General features: G+C 63.7%; 17 protein-coding genes. 13 read left to right on the top strand and 4 right to left on the bottom strand.

Translation table 11 applies throughout. The features are described 5' to 3' along the window. Positions 1 to 31: 31 nt before the first annotated feature. On the top strand, positions 32 to 1,450 hold the full coding sequence (locus tag AC22G6_RS04360; protein ID WP_487365766.1) for an alanine/glycine:cation symporter family protein: 1,419 nt from the start codon (positions 32 to 34) through the stop codon (positions 1,448 to 1,450). 87 nt (positions 1,451 to 1,537) lie between these two features. Here AC22G6_RS04360 and AC22G6_RS04355 read toward each other — a convergent pair whose 3' ends face one another. Beyond that, positions 1,538 to 2,383 carry a LysR substrate-binding domain-containing protein gene (locus AC22G6_RS04355; protein ID WP_487365765.1) on the bottom strand — a complete coding sequence of 282 codons (846 nt, stop codon included), beginning with the start codon at positions 2,381 to 2,383 and terminating at the stop codon, positions 1,538 to 1,540. 101 nt (positions 2,384 to 2,484) lie between these two features. Between AC22G6_RS04355 and AC22G6_RS04350 the strand changes: the two genes are divergently transcribed. Next, on the top strand, positions 2,485 to 3,693 hold the full coding sequence (locus AC22G6_RS04350) for a YbfB/YjiJ family MFS transporter (RefSeq protein ID WP_108951360.1): 1,209 nt from the start codon (positions 2,485 to 2,487) through the stop codon (positions 3,691 to 3,693). Positions 3,694 to 3,716: 23 nt separating this feature from the next. After that, complete coding sequence (locus AC22G6_RS04345) at positions 3,717 to 4,421, top strand: haloacid dehalogenase type II (protein ID WP_487365764.1); 705 nt, start codon at positions 3,717 to 3,719, stop codon at positions 4,419 to 4,421. On the opposite strand, the gene AC22G6_RS04340 is transcribed toward AC22G6_RS04345, so the two are convergent. Continuing rightward, positions 4,418 to 5,380 (bottom strand): LysR substrate-binding domain-containing protein, encoded by a 963-nt coding sequence (locus AC22G6_RS04340; protein ID WP_159099443.1) that lies wholly within the window; start codon positions 5,378 to 5,380, stop codon positions 4,418 to 4,420. The two genes, AC22G6_RS04345 and AC22G6_RS04340, sit on opposite strands and share 4 nt — an antisense overlap. A 149-nt stretch (positions 5,381 to 5,529) precedes the next feature. Between AC22G6_RS04340 and AC22G6_RS04335 the strand changes: the two genes are divergently transcribed. From AC22G6_RS04335 to AC22G6_RS04320, 4 genes are all read left to right on the top strand, one after another. After that, a complete protein-coding gene (locus AC22G6_RS04335) occupies positions 5,530 to 6,783 on the top strand; it encodes a D-amino acid dehydrogenase (RefSeq protein WP_487365763.1) in 1,254 nt (417 codons plus the stop codon). 86 nt (positions 6,784 to 6,869) lie between these two features. Next, positions 6,870 to 7,397 (top strand): YkgJ family cysteine cluster protein, encoded by a 528-nt coding sequence (locus tag AC22G6_RS04330; RefSeq protein ID WP_487365762.1) that lies wholly within the window; start codon positions 6,870 to 6,872, stop codon positions 7,395 to 7,397. A 272-nt stretch (positions 7,398 to 7,669) separates the two neighbouring features. Beyond that, positions 7,670 to 9,739 carry a putative bifunctional diguanylate cyclase/phosphodiesterase gene (locus AC22G6_RS04325; RefSeq protein WP_487365761.1) on the top strand — a complete coding sequence of 690 codons (2,070 nt, stop codon included), beginning with the start codon at positions 7,670 to 7,672 and terminating at the stop codon, positions 9,737 to 9,739. Continuing rightward, complete coding sequence (locus tag AC22G6_RS04320; protein WP_487365760.1) at positions 9,736 to 11,898, top strand: UvrD-helicase domain-containing protein; 2,163 nt, start codon at positions 9,736 to 9,738, stop codon at positions 11,896 to 11,898. The genes AC22G6_RS04325 and AC22G6_RS04320 overlap by 4 nt, the downstream gene beginning before the upstream one ends. On the opposite strand, the gene AC22G6_RS04315 is transcribed toward AC22G6_RS04320, so the two are convergent. Beyond that, the gene (locus AC22G6_RS04315) at positions 11,895 to 12,797 is read right to left on the bottom strand and encodes a LysR substrate-binding domain-containing protein (RefSeq protein WP_487365759.1); all 903 of its coding nucleotides are present in this window, start codon (positions 12,795 to 12,797) and stop codon (positions 11,895 to 11,897) included. The genes AC22G6_RS04320 and AC22G6_RS04315 overlap by 4 nt on opposite strands. A 247-nt stretch (positions 12,798 to 13,044) precedes the next feature. Here AC22G6_RS04315 and AC22G6_RS04310 point away from each other — a divergent pair, with 247 nt between their 5' ends. From AC22G6_RS04310 to AC22G6_RS04285, 6 genes are all read left to right on the top strand, one after another. Next, entirely contained in the window at positions 13,045 to 13,512 is a 468-nt protein-coding gene (locus tag AC22G6_RS04310; RefSeq protein WP_487365758.1) for a tripartite tricarboxylate transporter TctB family protein, read from the top strand. A 13-nt stretch (positions 13,513 to 13,525) separates the two neighbouring features. After that, positions 13,526 to 15,064, top strand: a complete 1,539-nt coding sequence (locus tag AC22G6_RS04305) for a tripartite tricarboxylate transporter permease (RefSeq protein ID WP_487365757.1) — start codon at positions 13,526 to 13,528, stop codon at positions 15,062 to 15,064. Positions 15,065 to 15,241: 177 nt separating this feature from the next. Next, positions 15,242 to 16,189, top strand: coding sequence for a Bug family tripartite tricarboxylate transporter substrate binding protein (locus AC22G6_RS04300; protein ID WP_487365756.1), 948 nt, complete (start codon positions 15,242 to 15,244; stop codon positions 16,187 to 16,189). 295 nt (positions 16,190 to 16,484) lie between these two features. Further along, positions 16,485 to 16,886, top strand: a complete 402-nt coding sequence (locus AC22G6_RS04295; RefSeq protein ID WP_487365755.1) for a RidA family protein — start codon at positions 16,485 to 16,487, stop codon at positions 16,884 to 16,886. Next, positions 16,883 to 18,130, top strand: coding sequence for an NAD(P)/FAD-dependent oxidoreductase (locus AC22G6_RS04290; protein WP_487365754.1), 1,248 nt, complete (start codon positions 16,883 to 16,885; stop codon positions 18,128 to 18,130). The genes AC22G6_RS04295 and AC22G6_RS04290 overlap by 4 nt, the downstream gene beginning before the upstream one ends. Before the next feature lie 39 nt (positions 18,131 to 18,169). Then, on the top strand, positions 18,170 to 18,886 hold the full coding sequence (locus AC22G6_RS04285) for an aspartate/glutamate racemase family protein (protein ID WP_487365753.1): 717 nt from the start codon (positions 18,170 to 18,172) through the stop codon (positions 18,884 to 18,886). A gap of 54 nt (positions 18,887 to 18,940) precedes the next feature. Here the strand turns inward: AC22G6_RS04285 and cuyB are convergent, their stop codons facing one another. After that, positions 18,941 to 20,428: a cysteate racemase gene (gene cuyB / locus AC22G6_RS04280; protein WP_487365752.1), complete on the bottom strand. Its 1,488-nt coding sequence runs from the start codon at positions 20,426 to 20,428 to the stop codon at positions 18,941 to 18,943. Positions 20,429 to 20,431 lie beyond the last annotated feature (3 nt).

Below are 20,431 nucleotides of genomic sequence, written 5' to 3'. Positions count from 1 at the left end.
CCCCCAACCCTGGCATGAGAGGAGTTTCCACATGGACACAGTGATTGATTTTCTGAACACGATCTTCTGGGGCTATGTGCTCATCTACGGACTGCTCGCGGTTGGGGTGTTCTTCACGCTGCGGCTGGGCTTCCTGCAGATCGTTCATTTCCCCGAGATGATCCGGGCCATTCGCGGTTCGCGCAGCGCCGACCGCGAGGGCATCTCGCCCTTTCAGGCCCTGTGTACCAGCCTCGCCTCGCGCGTCGGCACGGGCAACCTGGCCGGGGTGGCGGTTGCACTCTACCTGGGCGGCGCCGGCGCGATCTTCTGGATGTGGATGGTGGCTTTCGTCGGCATGGCGACGGCCTACGCGGAAAGCACCCTCGCCCAGCTCTACAAGGTGCGCAACGAGGACGGACAGTTTCGTGGCGGCCCGGCGTTCTATATTGCGAGAGGCCTGGGCGCGCCGTGGGCGGCTTCAATCTTTTCCGTCTGCCTGATCCTGTCCTTCGGCCTCATCTTCAACGCGGTGCAGGCGAACTCGATCTCCAGCGCAGTCGAAGCCGCATTCGGCATCCCGAAGATCGCTGTCGGACTGGGTATCGCGGTACTGGCCGGCATCGTCATCTTTGGCGGCATCCGCGGCATCGCCCGCTTCGCCGAACTGGTCGTACCGTTCATGGCCGGTGCCTATGTGCTGGTCGCGCTTGCGGTCATGGCCCTCAACATCGGTGAGGTTCCGGACGTCCTGATGCATATCGTGCGCTCTGCTTTCGGCCTTGAAGAGGCGGTCGGCGGTGTCGCCGGCTCGGTTGCCGCGGCCATGCTCAACGGCGTGAAGCGCGGGCTTTTCTCGAACGAAGCCGGCATGGGCAGCGCGCCCAACGCAGCGGCCACGGCATCGCCCGATCCGCACCACCCGTCGTCGCAGGGCTTCGTGCAGGCGTTCGGCGTGTTCATCGACACCATCGTGATCTGCACCGCAACCGCGGTGATGATCCTGCTTTCTGGGGCGCTGGAGCCCGGCTCCGGGCTCACCGGCACCGAGCTCACCCAGGCCGCACTGACGGTGCACCTGGGCGCATTCGGCACCTATTTCGTCGCCATCGCAATTTTCTTCTTCGCCTTCACATCCATTGTCGCCAACTACGCCTACGCCGAGAACGCCCTCACCTATCTCGGAGTCGGTCACCACGCCGGGCTGACCGTCCTGCGTATCGCCGCCCTCGCCATGGTGGTGTGGGGTGCGCTGCAGAGCGTGGCAACGGTGTTCAACGCAGCAGACGCATCGATGGGACTGATGGCGTCCATCAACCTGGTGGCCATCCTGCTGCTGTCGGGCACGGTCGCGAAACTGACCAAGGACTATCTGGAGCAGCGTCGTGCGGGCCTGACGCCGCATTTCCACGCGGCCAAGTACCCCGAGCTCAAGGGCGAGTTCGACCCCACCATCTGGACCGAGCGCTGACGATGACCGCGCATGCGCCTGCGGCAACCCCGCAAGCGCATGCCGGCGCCCGAAATCGGGGAGGCACGACCACCGCCCCGATGTCCGTCACACCGTCGCGATCACCGCATCGGACAGCGTCTTGAGCGCCGGCATCGGCGCTGCCGAGCGCAGACGGATCATGCCGGTCGGAACATGCGCAAACTCCTCGGGCAGGGTCTCGACCACCAGACCGGAGAAATGCGGTGACTGCTCGACGACCCGGCGCGGCATCAGCGTCCACCCGAGGCCGACGGCAACACAGCCGAGGATGCCTTCCAGCGTCCCGAACTCCATCGCATCCGCCATCGCGTTGCCGGATGCGCGCTGCCACGACAGTGCGCGCGTCCGGTAGGCACAGCCCTCGCGAAAGATGATCAGCGGCTGACTGACCGGGCTGGTGCCGGACGCACTGACCTGAACCAGCTCTTCCACCACCAGTTCGTCGAAATGCAGGTCGGCATGCATGACCGGCCCCGCAACAAAGGCGCAATCGAGCTTGTGGTCGATCACCATCTCGGCCAGTGCGGCGCTGGTCTGCGTCTGCACCCTCAGCTCCAGGCCCGGATGGGCGGCTCGCACCGCTTTCAGCGCAGCGGGCAGATGCAGGGCGGCGAAGGTCTCCATCGAGCCCACACGCAGCTCGCCCGTGCTCTCCCCCACCAGGCGCACGGCGGCGCTGGTCTGACGTTCGAGCTGGAGCATCTGGCGCGCGTAATCGAGCAACACCCGCCCCGAAGGCGCCAGCTCCATGCCGCGCCCCTTGCGGAAGAACAGCTCCGCGCCGAGCTCCTGCTCCAGGCGCTGGATGCGGTTGGTGACATTGGACTGCACGGTGTTGAGCTTGCGCGAGGCGGCAAGAATGCCGCCCTCCTCAACCACCGCCTGAAAGGTGCGCAGCGCGACCAGCTCCATGTCCATATCTCCAATACAGAACACTCAGTTCTAAACAAATCATTTGCACAGATAGCTTACGCTGTTTAAGGTAGCTCCACAAAGAACCATGGATGCATACCGTGAGCGACCAGAGACAACGCATCAAAGTACTCAGCGCCGGCATTTTCAGCCTCATCCTGGTGATGGGTGTGGCGCGCTTCTCGTATACGCCGCTCCTGCCGCTGATGCAGCAGCAGGCCGGTCTCGGCGTGGCCGAGGCGGGCTGGCTTGCGGCCATCAACTACGCCGGCTACCTGTGCGGCGCAATCGTCGCCTCGCTCATCAGCGACCTGGTGCTCAAGGACAAGCTGTACCGCATCGGTCTGGTGGTGGCCATCCTCAGCACCGCGATGATGGGGCTGAGTACCGACACCACGGTGTGGGCGGTGTCACGCTTCATTGCCGGCCTGAGCAGCGCGGCCGGCATGCTGCTCGGCACCGGCCTGATCCTGAACTGGCTGATCCGCCACAATCACCGCAGCGAACTCGGCATTCACTTCGCCGGCATCGGCCTGGGCATCGCCGGCTGCGCGATTGCGGTGGCCCTGATGAATCAATGGCTCGACTGGCGCGAGCAGTGGTTCGCCTTCACCGTCATCGGCTGTCTGCTGCTGTACCCGGCGCTGCGCTGGCTGCCGCCGCCCGACCGCAGCGGCCTCACCACGACCGGGCAGAAACTGGTGGACAAGCCGCCCAGCCCGCTCTTCATGCGGCTGTTCATGGCGGCGTATTTCTGCGCCGGTGTGGGCTACGTAGTCAGCGCCACCTTCATCGTCGCCATCGTCGACCAACTGCCCGGCCTCAGCGGACAGGGCACGCTGGTGTTCATGGCCATCGGCATCGCCGGCACACCGTCGTGCTTCAACTGGGATCTGATTGCGCGCCGCACCGGCGACCTCAATGCGCTGATCCTGGCTGCAGTGTTGCAGATCGTCGGCATCCTGCTGCCGGTCGTGGTCGGCGGGCTCGTCGCCACGGTGTTTGGCGCACTGCTGTTCGGCGGCACCTTCATCGGCATGGTGAGCCTGGTGCTGACCATGGCGGGCCGTTACTATCCGACCCGCCCCGCCAAGATGATGGGCAAGATGACGCTTTCCTATGGCGTGGCGCAGATCATCGGCCCCGCCGTGACCGGCTGGCTCGCAACCCATCTCGGCAGCTACAACGGCGGCCTCTACATGGCTGCGGCGGTGATGGTCGTCGGCACGGTGCTGCTGCTGATGCTCAAGGTCGTCGAAAAGCGCGACGCTGCCGCCGCACTCGATCTGGCGCGCTGCGCGCAGACCTGACCGTATTCCGCCCGGGAGGCCCCATGCATCAGGTCAAGGCACTCATCTTCGACGTCTTCGGCACGCTGGTCGACTGGCGCACTTCCATTGCACGCGAGACCCGCAAGGCGCTCTCGCCGCTTGGCATCGACACCGACTGGCTGGCATTCGCAGATGCGTGGCGCAACGAATACCAGCCCGCCATGGAAGAGGTCAGGTCCGGCCATGTCCCGTTCTGCAAGCTCGACCGCCTGCACCGCCGCAACCTCGACATCGTGCTCGAACGTGCCGGCCTCGACCGCGTCGATGAGGCCGTGCGGCGCGAACTCAACCTGGCGTGGCACCGGCTCGACGCCTGGCCCGATGTATCACCGGGGCTGCACCGCCTGAAAGCGCAGTTCCGCCTCGCCCCCTGCTCCAACGGCAACATCTCGCTGATGGTCGATCTCGCGCGGCGCAACGACTTCCCCTGGGATGCCATCCTCGGCGCGGAACTGGCGCGCGACTACAAGCCCAAGCCGGCCGTCTATCTCGCCGCGGCCGGGGCCTTCGACCTCGAACCGGGCGAAACGATGATGGTGGCCGCCCACACATCAGACCTCGCAGCCGCGGCCGCAGCGGGCTTGCGAACCGCCTTCATCGCGCGCCCGGACGAATGCGGACCGGGCATGGGTGAGACCGCCGCAGGCACCACAGTGGATGTCTCCTGCGCCAGCCTGCTTGAGCTGGCCGCAGCGCTCGAAACCTAGTCGCCCTGATGGCCGCGAGCATGAAGCAGCTTGCCGCGAAGATCCAGCGCCGGCTGCTTCATGCTCGCGGCAAGCTGCTCGAGCTGCGTCGCGGCCGCCACGCCCAGCATCTGACCGAAGCTGCCAAGCAGGACCGAAGGCGCCACACTCGCCGCACGCATGAGCCTGAGCTGAACCGGAACGGCGGGCAACAGCCGGACCAGGCGCACGCGCGCAGCATCCAGCGTGGCCGCCGTGAATCCATCGACAAAGGCGTAGGCCAGGCCCTTTTCCACCAGCGCGCCGGCAAGCACGTAGGTCTGGACGCGAAACGCCTCCCGCACCTGCCAGCCGGCAGCATCGAGCAGCGCTGACAGGGCTTCGCCCAGCGGCGTCGCATCCGAGAGCGTGACGCAGGGTTGCGACTGCAGCCACAGAAAGCCATCGGCCGCGCGCTGACGCGCCAGCCAGGACTGCGGCACCGCCAGCATGATTTCACTCTCGCACAGCACCGATGCGCTGATCGCGACATGCGCCGGTGGCTCGAGCGCGATGCCGGCGTCGATCTCGAGCGCCAGCAGGTGCTCCTCGATTTCGCGGGTGTGGATCGCCCACAGGTCGCACTGCACGTCGGGGTGATGCGCGCTCAGGGCGCACAAGGTGTCGGGCAGCAGTTGTGAAGCGAGCGACGGCGTCGCCGCCACGCGCAACAGCCCCGATGCACCGCGCCGGAGGTTGGCTGCCAGCGTGTCGATGCGTTCGATCTCGGCATAGGCACGCTTGACCTGAACCAGCAGCGCCTCGGCTTCGGGCGCAGGCGAGAGGCGACCGCCTGCACGCTCGAACAGCGCGAAGCCGAGTGTTGCTTCGGCATGCCGGAGCACACGCGACACGACGGGTTGCGACACATGCAGCATGCGCGCCGCGCCGCTCACCGAGCCGCTGAGCATCACCGCCCGGAACACTTCGATATGTCGCAAGCGCACGATCCATGCTCCAAAGACATGAGATAGACAATCATCCGCAATCGCCCCGCCGCCCGCAAGACGTACATTCATAAGCGGGTAAGGGATGAACATTCCGGCGGAGTGGGCGCGCGGCAATGTCGCGCATACATGAGCATGAGGACATGGATATCACAATCGTAGGCGGCGGTATCGTCGGCCTCGCAAGCGCCTGGTTTCTGCGCGCAGACGGACATCAGGTCACCGTGGTCGATGCGTGCGAGCGCGTCGGACAGGGGGCAAGCCATGCCAATGGCGGCCAGCTCTCCTACCGCTATGTCGCCCCGCTCGCCGAACCGGGCGTGCTGGCCAAGATCCCGGGCTGGATGCTGCGCAGCGATGCCCCCATACGCTTCAAGCCCGCTTTCGACAGACGGCAATGGGCATGGATCGCGCAGTTCCTGCGTGCATGCAACGGCCACGATCAGGCCGCCTCGATTGCCAGCCTGCTGCCCCTGTCGCTGTACAGCAGACGCCTGATGGATGAGCTGCGCAAGACCACGGACTTCGACTTCGCCTGGCGTCGCAACGGCAAGCTGGTACTCCACCGCGACCCGGCGAGCTTCGCCGCCGCACGCCGCCTGCTCGCATCGAGCCCCGGCGCCGATGGCGAGCAGTGCGCACTGGATGCACGCGGCTGCCTCGACGTCGAACCGGCGCTCGAGCGCATGGCCCCACACCTCGCCGGCGGCATTCACACCCCGAGCGAGGAGGTGGGCGACTGCCTCGCACTGTGTGAAGCGCTGCAACGGGGCCTGCGCCACGGCCCCGGTGCGGTGACCTTCCGCATGTCAGAGCGGGTCGAGCGCATCGAACTGGCTGCGGGCCGCTATCAAGCACTGCAGACCGACCGGGGCCACATCCGGGGCGACGCCTGCGTGATCGCTAACGGGGTGGATGCGGGGAGCCTGCTGCGCAGCGTCGGGGTTGGCGTGCCGATCTATCCACTGAAGGGCTACAGCATCAGCGCGCCCCTTGTCGCGCCGGGCAAAGCGCCGGAAATCAGCATCACCGACTTTCAGCGCAAAGTCGTCTACGCACGGATCGGAGATCAGCTCCGGGTCGCAGGCATGGCCGACATCGTTGGCCACGACCGCAGCATCAGGCCCGCCCGCATCGAGCTCCTGAAGCGTGAAACCGCAGAGAATTTCGGCACGGCAGCAGACCTCGCCCAGGCGCGGGAATGGTGCGGCCTGCGTCCCGCGACACCCAGCGGGCGGCCCATCATCGGCGCATCTAGAATCCCCGGCGTATGGCTCAACCTCGGTCAGGGCGCCCTCGGTTTCACGCTGGCTGCGGGGTCGGCCCGGGTGCTGGCCGACCGCATGAGCGGAGGCACTCCGGCCATCCCCGACGCGCCATTTGCACCCCCTGCCTGAGTGCGGCAAACCCGCTTATCGACGACACGCCGCGGGGCGTACAATCGCCCCGCCCGCGCCATCAAGCGCCCCACCCAGGATTCCTTGTGCACACCGACAAGCCGCTGTTCCAGCTTCACGCCGAAATCGATGACCGCGTCGATGCCATCCGCGCCGAACGTGCAGACTGGCTGTGCGGCAAGGGCTGTGACAGCTGCTGCCGGCGACTCGCCGACATCCCCAGACTGACGGCTGCGGAATGGGACCTGCTGCAGGACGGGCTGAAGCAGATGACGGCAGCACGGGTCGAGGACATCGACCGCAAGATCGCCGCGCTGGCCGACACACACACCCGCCCCGTCGTCTGCCCGCTGCTCGATGAAGCCTCCGGCGCCTGCCCGGTCTATGCGCAGCGCCCGGTGGCCTGTCGTACCTACGGCTTCTATGTGCAGCGCGAACTCGGGCTCTACTGCAGCGATATCGAATCGCAGGTGGCCGAGGGCATGCTGAGCGACGTCGTGTGGGGCAATCACGACGCAATCGATCAGCAACTCGCCGGACTGGGCGATGGCCGGCCGCTGACAGAATGGTGGCGCGGCGAAACGGGTGGGATCCGCCGTTCGCCGGCGGCCTGAATGCAGTGCCCTGCACCGACTGCTGCCGGCCATGAAACATCGCCCGCACGGCGGCCTCCTGCGCATGTTTTGCATGTGCGACAATGCCGCATGAACACTCAGGACGATCGATCGAAGCCCCAACGCCGGCACCCGGCCCCAGCCCAGCTCTTTGCCCCGACCGCGGCGGCAGCCCGCGCCAGCGGACCGACTGCACAGCCCTGTCGCATTCTGCAGTGATGATGCCGGCAGACGTCGAAAACAGGCTGATGCAAGAGGCGGCGCCCCTGCTCATGGGCCTTCTCAGCAATGAGCTGAGCGGTGTCTACGTCATCCAGGGCGATCGCTTCATCTTCGTCAACCAGCGCCTGGCAGACCTGTTCGGCTACACACCCGAGGTCTTGTGCGCCGGCATGGGGCCGACGCAACTGATCGCCCCGGCCTATCAACCCCTGGCCAAGCGCGAGATCGACCGCCGCCTGTCGGGCGAAGTCAAATCGAGCTTCTTCAATTTCGAAGGCGTACGCAGCGACGGCAGCAGGCTCGACGTCGAGGTCTTCGGCGTTGCCACCACGTTCTCCGGAAAGCCAGCGATCATCGGCATCCTGCTCGACGTCTCCGAGCGGTGCAAGGCAGAGCGCGCGGTGGCCGACCAACTGCGCTTCATCGAGCAACTGGTCGACACCATCCCCAGCCCGGTCTTCTTCAAGGATGAGTCCGGCCGCTACTTGGGCTGCAATGCAGCCTTCGAAGACTACCTGGGACAGACACGCGATCAGATCATCGGGCGCTCGGTCTACGACATTTCGCCAAAGGATCTGGCCGACCGGTATTTTGCTGCCGACGAAGCCCTTTTCAGGCAGGGCGGCAAGCAGACCTATGAGGCGAGCATTGCCTATGCAGACGGCACACGTCATGACGTCGTGTTCAACAAGGCGACCTTCAACAATGCACGTGGAGAACTGGGCGGACTGGTGGGCGTCATGCTGGACATCTCCGAACGCAAGCGCATGGAACAGGCGGTCTGGCACGAGGCGAACTACGACGCCCTGACCGGCCTTCCCAACCGGCGCCTGTTCCATGACCGGCTGCGCGAGGAAGTCAAACGCAGCCAGCGCGGCGGCGGACGGTTCGCCCAGCTGTTCATTGATCTCGACCGCTTCAAGGAGGTCAACGACACCCTTGGCCACGATCTCGGCGACAAGCTGCTGGTCGAGGCTGCGGCACGTATCAGCAAGTCCGTGCGTACCAGCGATACCGTATCGCGGCTTGGCGGAGACGAGTTCGTGGTGATCGCGCCCGGCATCGCAGACAAGAACGCTGCTGGCGCCATTGCCCAGCACATCATCGAGCAGATGCAGATGCCGTTCGATCTCGACGGCAAGCTGGCCTATGTATCGGCCAGCATCGGTATTGCCTTCTACCCCGACGACAGCACCGAAATGGACACCCTGCTCGGTTACGCGGACCAGGCCATGTACGCTGCCAAGGCCCAGGGCAGAAACGGCTTCTGCTACTTCGCGCAGCCGATGCAGGTCAGTGCGATGCAGCGCCTCCAGACCGGAAACGATTTGCGCAGCGCGGTAAAGGGCGAGCAACTCGTCGTGCACTATCAGCCCATCGTCGACCTTTCCGACAACCGTATCGTCAAGGCGGAAGCCCTGGTGCGCTGGCTGCATCCGGTACGGGGTCTGCTCGGGCCCGACGAGTTCATTCCGGTCGCCGAGGACATCGGGGTCATCTCCGAGATCGGACAGTGGGTGTTCGAACGCGCGATGCAAATGGCAAGCCGGTGGCATGCATTACGCGGACTGAAGGCAGACGCATACACCGCCGAAGCCGGCATCCAGATCAGCGTCAACATGTCCCCGCGCCAGTTCATAAGCGGCAGCAGCGCAGGCTGGATCGAGCACCTGCGACAAGACGGGCTGCCTGCAAGCGCCCTGGGCGTCGAGATCACCGAAGGCCTCCTGCTCGATACCCGTCCGGTCGTGATCGAAGCCCTGATGGCCTTCCGCGACGCCGGCGTCCAGGTGAGCATCGACGACTTCGGCACCGGTTACTCGGCAATGTCCTACCTCAAGAAATTCGATATCGACTACCTCAAGATCGATCGCTCCTTCGTCCGCGACCTCACCACCGACGCCTCCGACCTGGCCATCGCCGAGGCAATGATCGTGATGGCGCACAAACTCGGCATGAAGGTGGTCGCCGAAGGGGTCGAAACCGCTGCACAGCGCGACCTCCTGCGCAGCGCGGGATGCGACTACGCGCAGGGCTACCTGTTTTCGCGGCCGCTTGACGAGGAAGCTTTTGCACGCCTGCTTGAAACGTCCAGCCTCATTGCGACCGAGGCAGCATGAAGGCCGAACCGCGTTTTAGTCCAGTCGGCTTTGAGCCGACCGCCGAGCAGCGTGCAATTCAGACCCACAGCGCGCGCTACATCATTGCCATGGCCAATGCCGGCGCGGCCAAGACCACCACGCTCGCGCTGCGCATCGCCGAATCGGTCAAGCGTGGCGTATCGCCCGATCACATCGTGGCCCTGTGCTTTTCTGCTGAAGCGGCAAGGGTGCTCAAGACACGCCTGGTCGAGATCGGTCTCGACGACAGACTGGCGCGCCGCGTGCGCTGCACGACCTTCGACGAGTTTGCGCTTCAGGTGCTGCGCGATCACGAGGGGCGGGAAACGCCCTTTCTGCCCAGTTTCGAAGACGTCGCACCGCACGTGCGCAGTGCCGTGACCGAAGTCCAGCGCATCAACGCCGCACGGCGCAACCCGCGCGAGCTCTGGCTGCCCGAACACAACGCCCCGATCGCCGACTTTCTGAAGATCGTCCGCCAGATGAAGGCGCAACAGGTCTCCCCCGAGATCGATGATGACGACAGCGTCGCCTCTCGGGCGGAAGCGCTCAACGTGCCGGAAGGCCTGTTCGCGCTCTTCCGTCAGCTGGAGAAGGCCCGTGCCGGCGATGGCGACGGCTGTGCCTGGCGCACCGAGTTCGACGCCACCTACGATCTGGCCATGCTGCTCACGCAAGGCAACGTGCCGGTCAGCCTGCCGGGCTATCGCGTGGTCATCGCCGACGAACTGCAGGACATGAACCCCGCCACCCTCACCTGTCTCGAGCACCTGATCGAGCATGGTCGTGCCTGGTTCACTGGTGCGGGCGACTTCGATCAGGTCATCCACCGCTGGGCAGGCGCGGACGCCAGCTTCCTGAGCGCGCGGCTGGGCGCAAACTGGAGCGGCGTAAAGCGTCTGCCGCTCACCATCACCTTCCGCCACGGCCCGGCAATGGCCGTCGCCACCCATTTCCTGAAGAGCAAGCCCGTCGAATCCGGCCGCGACCACGACGCACGGCTGCGGCTGGTGCGCTACGCCGACAGCGAGGACGAAGCCGGAAAACTGGTTTCAGCCCTGCTCGACTGGCAGCAACGCAGCAAGCGACTGGACGCCAGCGCCGTCATTCTGCGCGCCCCGCATCAGTCGATCGCGATCGAGAACGCCTTGTTGCGCGCGGGCATCGGCTGGCGGCTGGAAGGACTGCAGAGCTACCTGCTGCGCTCCGAAATTCTGATGTTGCGGGGCGTGATCGCCTTCGCGCTGGAAGACTACGAATCCATCCCCGGTGTGGACAAGCGCTTCCAGGTCCTGCAGGCACTCGAACTGTGGCAGGAGCTATCCTGGGGTGACCGCCGCCTCGAAGACCTCAAGACCGCCGCCGCACAGCCCGAACTTTTCGACGCCTTCCTCAAGGGCAGGCTGCTGCGTCCGCAAACCCTTGCGGACACCTCCGCAGCCGAGCTCTCGGACGAAGCCGAAACCCGCGCCGCCCACCGCCTGCTCGACCAGATCCGGCGCCTGCGCCGCGAGGGACAGCACGACGAGGCCAACGCCCTGCTCCGCCAGCAACATGAGGCGGCCGAAACCATCGACGAGGCCCCGGCGCAGCGCAACGCCCGTCTGCGCCTGACGCAGGCCCTCGCCACCCTGCGCGACGGCCCCGTCGACGAACCCGCGCATCTGGCCCTGGGCCGGGCGGTCGCCATCCTCGACCTGCACGGCGTAGCCAGACGCCTTTTCATCGACCCAGCCACCGCAGACATGGTGGCGAGATCGGTGGATGGCTTCCTCGACGCTGCGCGTATCAGCAAGCAGCCGCTGCGCGAGTTTGCACAATGGCTGCGCAGTGCAGAAGAGAAATCGGCAGAACTGCGCAAGCGCAAGACCGTGCTGCTGTGCACGGTCGAAGCGGCAAAAGGACAGGAGTTCGACGCCGTCATGCTGCCCGGCCTGGCCGACGGAAACTTCCCGCTTGCGGGCTGGGACCGCACCGAAGAGCACAACCGCTTCTACGTCGCCGTGACCCGCATGCGCGACGAGCTGACACTGTTCGCCCCGGAGACGGACGCCAGGCTCAGCCCCTTCGTGAGTGCGATGAAGCTCGATACGGCAGTCGCCCGCGGCCGCACCCTGCTCGACGCCCGCCTTACCGGGCACGCCACGCCGGACTTCTAGGGCAAGCCTGCAGGCGCTTGCTGCAGAATCTGCAAGCTCTGCCTCAGCTGTGCGGCGAAGGCTTCTGTTATCTGCGATCTTGGCGTATGCGCAGGAAAGAGGATGCCGACCCGAAACGGCACAACCGGCCTGAATGGCTTGAATACGATCTGCTTCGCGCACGCGAAGGACGCGTAACTTGCGACCGTGATCGGATCCATGAGGCAGACCCCCAGACCGCGCTCGACAAAGCGCAATGCCGGGATGAAGAAGCGCGTACGCAGGCGCACGCTCAGCTGACAGCCTGCGGCATCAAACGCCCTGCTCAAGGAGTGAACGGTGACATGATCGGGATAGAGCGTGATCATGGGTTCGCCGTCGAGCAACTGCGGCGTGAGAACCGGCGCGCTTGCCAGCGCATGGTCTGCCGGTACTGCACAGACGCACTCCAGATCGAAGATCTCGGCCTCGATCGATGGCAGGGGTCCGGTGATCTCCGCAAGGGCCACATCGTACTGGGCGGAGGCGGTCCATTCCTTGATGCCGTCTGACGTGCGTGTCTGCATGGACACCTGCACTTTCGGGTGCTCGTCGAGGAAGTCGGCGATCAGGTCCGGCATGAACGAGTACGAGGGGCCAGGCATGCAGCCGATGCGCAGAAAACCGTACTGCTTGTTCTGTATGTCCTTGATCGTCTGCGATACGTCGTTAATTCTCGAGAAAATTCCTTCGATCTCGGAGTAGAGGTAGTTTGCCTCGGGCGTCGGATAGAGACGTTTCTTGCGCCGCTCGAAGAGCTGAAAGCCGATCTCTGCCTCAAGCGCGGCAATCATCATGCTCACCGCCGGCTGTGTCTTGAACAGCCGCGTGGCCGCCTCTGACACCGATCCCGTCAGCATCACAGCCCGGAAAGCTTCCATCTGTCGAAGGTTCATATGGCAATAATATCAGCCAATCTGATCAACTCTTCAGGATTTAAGATTTGTTCTTATGCGAAAACTTGACCAATATCAAAAAAACGCAACAGATTTGTTACACCAGGCAACAGTTTCAAGAGCGCAGCAAACGACAGTCAAGGTCTCCAGGCCCCAACTCGCAGCCCCGGCAAGTGCAGCAATCAGTCCTCATACAACGACAAGACCGACCACTCCCCGACAGGAATGACTCATGGACAGACGAAAAATTGATGTCGCGCTCTCTAGCGTACTGATCATCGCCTCAATAGTGATCCTGACTAGCGACTCGCTGGTAGAGGGCGGCGTCGAAACCGAACTCGGCTCCATGCTCCTTCCCCGAATCGTCGCCACGCTCATCACCGTGTTCGCCGCGATGATTGGCATCCCGTCGCTGCTCAGGCTCATGAGTGGTGCCCCGCAGGGCGAGACGGAGCGGATAGATACCAAGGGTTTTCTCGGCATCGCGGCCTATGTAGCCATCCTGGTGTCGTACTGGTACGCCATGCCGCATCTTGGATTCATCCTGACCACGTCACTTGCGATGTTCAGCATTGCCATCCTGCTCGAAGGCCGGCAGTGGCTGGCCATGGCGGCGGTCTCGATCGTCACGCCGCTGGTGGTGTTCTACACCAGCAGCCATTTGCTGCGCGTGTTTCTCCCCACCTGGTCCCTCACCTGAAAGGCCGACGAGCATGCTAGAAGTCCTGAACAATTTCCTCGCCGGCATGAACACCATCATGGCCGTCGGCCCGATTGCGGGAATCATCGCCGGTGTCTGCGTGGGCATCGTCTTCGGCGCCATTCCCGGCATCTCGGCCATCATGGCGATTGCGATCATTCTCCCGCTGACCTTTTACGTCGATCCAGTCATCGGCATCACGATGCTCCTCGCGGTCTATAAGGCGGGCATCTACGGCGGCTCGATCTCTGCCATCCTGATCAATACGCCGGGCGCAGCGGCATCCTTTCTCACAGCCCAGGACGGAAACGCGCTCACCAAGGCAGGCAAAGCCGGCAAGGCGCTGGGCATGGCCCTCTACGCATCGGTGACCGGCGAGGCACTTGCCACGCTGGTGCTCATCTTCGTGGCAGCACCGATCTCCGTCATTGCGCTGCAGGCCGGGCCGATTGAAAAGGTCTTCCTGCTCATCTTCGCCTTCACTGTGGTCGGTTCAATGACTGGCGAATCGGTGCCTCGCGGCCTGCTCTCCTGCTGCATCGGCATGCTGTTTGCGATGGTCGGCATGTCATCGATCACAGGCGCAACCCGCTTTACCTTTGGCATCCCCGAACTGATGAGCGGGTTCACCTTCCTGCCCCTGCTGATCGGCGTACTGGTCATGCCTGAGGTCATCGAAGCGGTCAAGAATCGCAAGACGCCGCACCATGATCTGGTACTGAGCAAGTCGAAGAATCCGGACGACAACCGCGTTACCTGGCCGGAATTCCGCTCGGTCTTCGGCACAATTCTCAAGTCCTCAGGCATCGGCACCGTGATCGGCGCACTCCCGGGACTGGGCTCGAGCGCAGCAGCCTTCCTCGCCTACGGAGAAGCCAAACGCACATCAAAGAATCCGGAAACGTTTGGCAGGGGCTCCCTGCACGGCATCGCCGCCGCCGAGTCCTCGAACAACGCAGTGTGCGGCTCCAGCATGATTCCCATGCTCACCCTGAGTATCCCGGGGGACGACGTCACTGCACTGCTGATGGGCGCTTTCCTCATCCACGGCATCACCCCTGGGCCGACCATCTTCTATGAACACACTGACGTCATCTACGCCATCTTTGCCGGCTTTCTGATCACCGATGTGTTCCTTCTGCTGATTGCCCGGGCCGGATTCGGCTTCTGGACCAAGGTCGCTTCAATCCAGCGCTATTTCGTCTTTCCCTGCGTCACCGTGTTTGCCATTGCCGGCGCCTTCACGACCAACCAGGACCTGTATGACGTCCTGATTCTGATCTGCTTCACCGTGATCGGCTATGGCATGCGGGTGGGCGGGCTGAATGCAGCGGCCTTCATCATCGGTTTCATCCTCACGCCGCTGCTTGAACAGAACCTCGACCAGTCGATTGCCATCATCGGAACCGACTACGGGATGATCCTTGCCTCTCCCTACGCCTGGGTCTTCACCGCGCTGTCAATCCTCTCGGTCTTCTCGGCAGTGCGCGCGAAGAAGAAGGAGAAGACCATGCTGGCCATGACGAGAAACGCGAGTGAGCAACCCGCCTGAAGGCATCGCCAGCGATCAAACGCTTTCAATCACTTAATGGAAATTCGCCACCGGAGATAACGAAGCCATCGTTTGCAACAAGAAGCATGCCCTCGAAATGCAATGAACACCTGGTTCACCCGTGAGTTTCAGTTTTCGTCGTAAATCAAAACAGATCACCCCAACAGGAGCATTGAGATGAACAAGATTGCAAAGTCGCTGTTGAGCATCACTGCAGCAATGGCCCTGACCGTCGGCGCCACCGCCGCTCAGGCTGAGTTCCCCGAGAAACCGGTCAACGTCATCGTGCCCTGGGGCGCCGGTGGCGACTCCGACCTGACGACCCGCCTTTGGGCGGATGCAATGGAGGGCGCACTTGGCGCGCCGGTCGTGGTGATCAACAAGGCGGGTGGCGGTGGCGTGATCGGCACCACCTTTGTGGCAAGCAGCAAGGCCGACGGATACACCCTGGTGAACGCCGGTCTGAGCAACGTTCTGGTGACCCCGAACTTCAGCAAGACGCCCTACGATTTCTCCAGTTTCGAGCCCGTCGTCAAACTGTCGTCGGTCCCGCTGGGAATCCTGGTTCCCGCCGACAGCCCGTACAAGACCTTTGATGATTTCATTGCTGCCGCAAAAGCCGGCCGGCTGACTCAAGGCTCCTGGGGTGCAGCCTCGTCCGGCACGGTGCTCGCCAGCATCATTGCCGACCAGGCGGGCTACGAAGTGAAGTACGTCCACGGCAACACGACGGCAGAGTCCATGGTCGCGCTCATCGGCGGCCATATTGATTCCGCCGTTTCGTTCCCGCCGGCCTTTGGCCCCCACGTCAAATCGGGGCGCGCAAGGCTTCTGGTCCTGAACCAGAAGATGGCCGAGTACCCCAACGTTCCCACCTTTGCGGATTACGGCATCAAGGGCAGCTTTGAAGGCTGGTCCGGTGTATTTGCGCCCAAGGGCACCCCGCCGGAAGTCATTCAGAAGCTGGTCGCGGCAAGCACCAAGGTCATGGACGACCCGAAGGTTCAAAAGGCATTCGAAAACATGGGTGCGAACGTCGACTTCCGTCATGGCGACAGCTGGACCCAGGACATGCTGTTGAACTACGACATCATGAAGAACGCCGCAGCGAAGATGAAGCAGTAAGCCGTTTTCGCCTGGTTCCGGCACCTGATCGGCGGCCTGTCCGGCGATCCGCCATCCCACCGGTGCACCACAGGCGAGCGAAACGTCCGGGGTGAGCAACAGTGCGCCACCCCCGACGGACAGACCTTGTACAGCGCACTGACACAACGAATTCATTCTGACGCCGAGCACCGCCACGCCGTGGTCGCGCTCAAAGGAGACCATTTGTAATGCCCCAACCGAAACCGGAGAACATCCTCTCCAACCCTGGCGCAGCGCACACCGACACACGCTCGTACAACGACGGGAGCACGGAATGACAATCGAACGTCACCGTTCCAATCAGCGCATGAGCCAGGTTGTTGCCAGCGACTCGATGGTGTTCCTTGCCGGACAGGTGGCAAAGGATGCCTCAGCTGACATCGCCGGGCAGACCGCGCAGATTCTTGCCCAGATAGAAGAACTGCTGGCCCTTGCCGGTACCGACAGGTCAAACCTGTTGTCCGCCAACATCTGGCTCCCGGACATTCGGGAGTTCCAGTCAATGAACGCAGTGTGGGATGCATGGATCGACGGCGCAAACCCGCCGGCTCGCGCCTGTGTCGAGGCACGCCTTGCGCGCCCGGAGCTGAAGGTCGAGATCCAGGTCACGGCCCTGCGCTCGCGGGCAAGGACCGCTGACCACGATCCGCTCAATCCCAAGCAAGTGAATGAATGATGACGCAGCCCAAAACAATCGCGGTGATCGGTGCCGGCATCGTGGGTCTGTCGACTGCGCTGTGGCTGCAGAAACTGGGTTTCAAGGTGACCCTTGTCGATCGCAACGAACCCGGGCTGGGCACTTCGTTTGGCAATGCCGGCCTGTTTGCCGACTATGGTCGCCTGCCCATCGCCAGTTATTCGCAGCTGCGCAAGATTCCCGGCATGCTCCTCGACAAGCAGGGGCCGCTGTCAATGCAGCTTCAGTACGCACGGCATCTGATGCCCTACGGATGGCACTTCATCAAGGCCTGCACGACGGAGAAGTATCTCCACGGCCGGGATGCACTGACAAGCCTGCAGCTAACGGCACCTGCAGCGGATGACGCCCTGTTGCACGAAACAGGCGCCTCGAAACTCGTACAACACAATGGTTGCCTCGCCCTGTTCTCCACCAAGGAGGGCTTTGAGGCCGCGCTGGAGGGTCACCTTCACGAACGCGAGGAACAGGGTGTCCGGATGCAGGTCCTCTCGGCAGACGAGGTGCACGAACTCGAGCCCCACCTTAGCCGCTTTCACGCGGGTGGCGTGATCTACCCTGACACCCGGTTCACGATCAGCCCGGTTGAGCTGAGCCGCACGTATGCGCGCCATTTCGTCGCACAAGGCGGAAAGCTTCTGCAGGATGAAGTTGCGACCGTATCCGACGCCAACGGCGAATGCGTCGTGACCGCCACGCAGGGCACGCATCGCTTTGATCGCACGGTCATCTGCGCAGGGGTTGCCGGCGCGAGACTCGCGCAGCAGCTCGGCGTGCGGATCCCGCTTGTCAGCGAGCGTGGTTACCACCTGGTCCTCGAGGCCGAGAATTGGCACCTGACCCGTCCCGTCGGCTGGCTCGACTACGCCGTGTTCATGACACCGATGGAGGATGGCATCCGCATCGCGGGCATGGCCGAATTCGCCGATCCGGACGCACCGCAAGGTGAGAAGCAAACCGAAATCATGCGCGATACCGCCGCGAAGATGATGGGGAAGACGCCCGCGGTGAAATCAAGCTGGGTTGGCAGTCGCCCCTCCACGCCAGACTCGCTGCCAATCATTGGCCGCGTTCCCGGACATCCAAACTTCACGCTGGCGTTCGGCCATGGCCATCTCGGGCTGACGCTCGCCGCAACGACCGGAAAACTGGTTGCCGAGTCCATTCAGGGCAAGGATCTGGACTCGATGCTCGCTCCCTTCGCGCCCGCCCGGTTTCATTGAAACGCCGATCCCGAACTCCCTCCAAGGCAAAAGAGACACATGATTCTTCAAGGTGGCTTCAACTACTACGGCATCCCGCTCGGCGTCATCTCGCTGGAGTCCTTCTTCCCCAAGCCCGAAGGCCATATCAAGTACGCCGCGAGTTTCGACTTTCCGGTGCTCTACAGGACGGTCAAGGGGGCAACCGTCGACCGCCTGATTCGCGAACGTGACCCTGCACTGCTCGATCCCTTCATTGAGGCCGCCCGCGAACTGGAGCGCGAAGGCGTGCGCGCCATTACGGGCAGTTGCGGTTTCCTGGCGCTTCATCAGCGCGAGATCGCCGACGCGGTCAAGGTGCCGGTGTTCATGTCCAGCCTGATCCAGGTACCGCTGGTATCGCGAATGCTCGGAAGCGGCGCGAAGGTCGGCGTCGTGGTCGCCAACAGCAACGCACTCTCGATCGATCATCTGCGTGGCGCGGGCATTGCCGACGAAGCCCTGGCGATCGCCGGCATGCAGGACGAGGCGCAGTTTGCCGACGTCATTCTGCACGGCCGCCATGACGACCTGGACATGGATGTGTTTGCCGACGAACTGTGCGCGGTGGTGGAACGCATGCTGGCAGACAACCCGAGCGTCGGCGCGCTGGTTCTCGAATGCACAGACCTGTCGCACTTCGCGCCGGTGTTGCACCAGCGCTTCGGCCTTCCGGTGTTCGACCTCACGAGCCTCACTCGGATGGTCGCGGGGGCGGTGCACCGCACTCGCGCTTGAGCGCTGCCCATCCAGACCCGCAGGGATGCCGGGACATCCCTGCGTCGGTCATCGTCAGGCCGGAACGCCCTCTTCCCTGACATCGACCCGCTCTTTGCGGGCAAGTCGCACGCAGCTGTTTGCAAGGATTTCGGTCGGGTCCAGCAGCGGCAACTGTCGCCGCGTTTCAGCGTCGAGCTCGATGAGCGGCAGCTCGGTACATCCAAGGATGACGGCCTGCGCGCCCTGGTCGCGCAGATGCGCGATGGCTGCGGCGAGGTGGCTGCTGCAGGCGCCTGAGTTGAAGCCGGCCTTGACGCCGTCTGCGCCGTAGATGGATTCCATCACGCGCGCCTGTACCGATGCGTCCGGCACCAGCAGCGTCATCCCGGCCGCCTCTGCCGTCGAGTGATAGACCCTGCTGGCGATCGTCCCCGATGTCGCGAGCAGACCAAGGCGGCTGACCTCGGGCATCTTCTCGCGCGCGAACGCGATCACTTCCGACAGCATGTTGACGATGGGGATGCCGAGCTGACTCTGGATGCTGCTGACAAAGGCGTGCGCCGTATTGCAGGGGATGGCCACCGCATGTGCGCCATTCGCTTCGAGACGCTTGCAGGTGGCAAGCATGGCGATGGTCGGATCCTCGCCGTCACCGATGAGATTCGCGGTGCGGTCCGGGATCTGGGGGTTCTGCTCAACCACAACCTTGATGTGATCCTGGTCGCACGAGGCACGCGTCAACCGGACCACCTTCTGCATGAAGTCCACGGTCGCCGCGGGGCCAACGCCGCCGAGCACGCCCAGTTTGAACTCGCGCAAGGGCGGCTCCGGGTCTGCGCCGATGGCATGTTCGGCATAGACGAGATTCGAGTCGATCAGAGGCACGGACACCCGCGGACGCAACACGTCGATCAGCACTGATACCTCGGTCATGCCGGGCAGGATGATGTCGGCGCCCTTGTCGGCAAGGTGCGCGCACACGTCCACGAGCTGGTCGACGCACAGGCCGCCATGGTAGCCGGCGCGGATGCCGCGCGGCCCGTAGACCGCAGACATCAGCCTGGCCGAGTGCTCGCCTTCCTCGGGGTGGATGATCTTCGCAATGCCCTCGAACTCGCGCTCGAAAAGGCCGCTCTTTCGCACATGCGTCGAGGTCAGCACGCCAATGGTGTGCACGTCCGGATAATCCCGCCGGATGCGCTCACGCAGCGCGTCGAACATGCTGATGACGCGGATCTCCAGCTCGGGCAAAACTTCGTGCAGAAAGGTGTGCGACACGAAACAGGGAAGCAGGGCGATGTCGATGCCACGCGCTTCCATGCTCTTGAGCACGCTGTACACATAGAACTTGCGACGCGTCGGATCGTAGGTCGGTTCGGCAGCGGCCTGCCCCTCGTCGAAGTGGCGCTGCTCGAAGGCGATGTCGGCCGCGGGCATGTCCGGGATGCGCTGGGTGGCGCGAATCAGCTTGGACAGGAGATCTGCCCCGCCGATGGCGCCAAGACCGCCCACGACACCGTAACGGTGACTGGCTTGAGGCTTCTTGCTGGAGTTAGACATAGT

This window comes from Parazoarcus sp. PS-13 R2A, assembly GCF_057621855.1.
The sequence above is the reverse complement of the archived record's forward strand: the minus strand, read 5'-3'. Positions and strand labels throughout refer to the sequence as shown.